The sequence below is a fragment of the Neisseria sp. P0021.S007 genome (assembly GCF_051956855.1).
This window is the reverse complement of sequence record NZ_JBQCXA010000785.1, coordinates 1-598: the sequence shown is the minus strand read 5'-3', so window position 1 is coordinate 598 and position 598 is coordinate 1. Positions and strand designations below refer to the sequence as shown.

The window sequence follows — 598 nt, the reverse complement described above, 5'->3', positions numbered from 1 at the left end:
GGTTAAAGCCCTCGAGGAATACGGCATCGGCCGCCCCTCAACCTACGCCCGCATCATCTCCACGCTCAAAGACCGCGAATACGTTACCCTTGAGCAAAAACGCTTTATGCCTACCGATACAGGCGACATCGTCAACAAATTCTTGACCGAACACTTCGCCCAATACGTCGATTACCACTTCACCGCCAAACTCGAAGACCAGCTCGACGAAATCGCCGACGGCAAACGCCGCTGGATTCCCGTGATGGACAAATTCTGGAAACCGTTCATCAAACAAGTGGAAGAAAAAGAAGGCATCGAACGCGCCAAATTCACCACGCAGGAACTCGACGAAACCTGCCCGAAATGCGGCGAACACAAACTGCAAATCAAGTTCGGCAAAATGGGTCGTTTCGTCGCCTGCGCCGGCTATCCCGAGTGCAGCTACACGCGTAACGTCAACGAAACCGCCGAAGAAGCCGCCGAGCGAATCGCCAAAGCCGAAGCCGAGCAAGCCGAACTCGACGGGCGCGAATGTCCCAAATGCGGCGGACGGCTGGTGTACAAATACAGCCGCACCGGCAGCAAATTCATCGGCTGCGCCAACTACCCCAAATGC

1 protein-coding gene is annotated in these 598 nt (G+C 55.5%); it reads left to right on the top strand.

The window, feature by feature from the left end:
- A partial coding sequence (locus ACTHUR_RS15945) for a DNA topoisomerase (RefSeq protein WP_440399642.1) occupies positions 1-598 on the top strand: 598 nt, incomplete at both ends.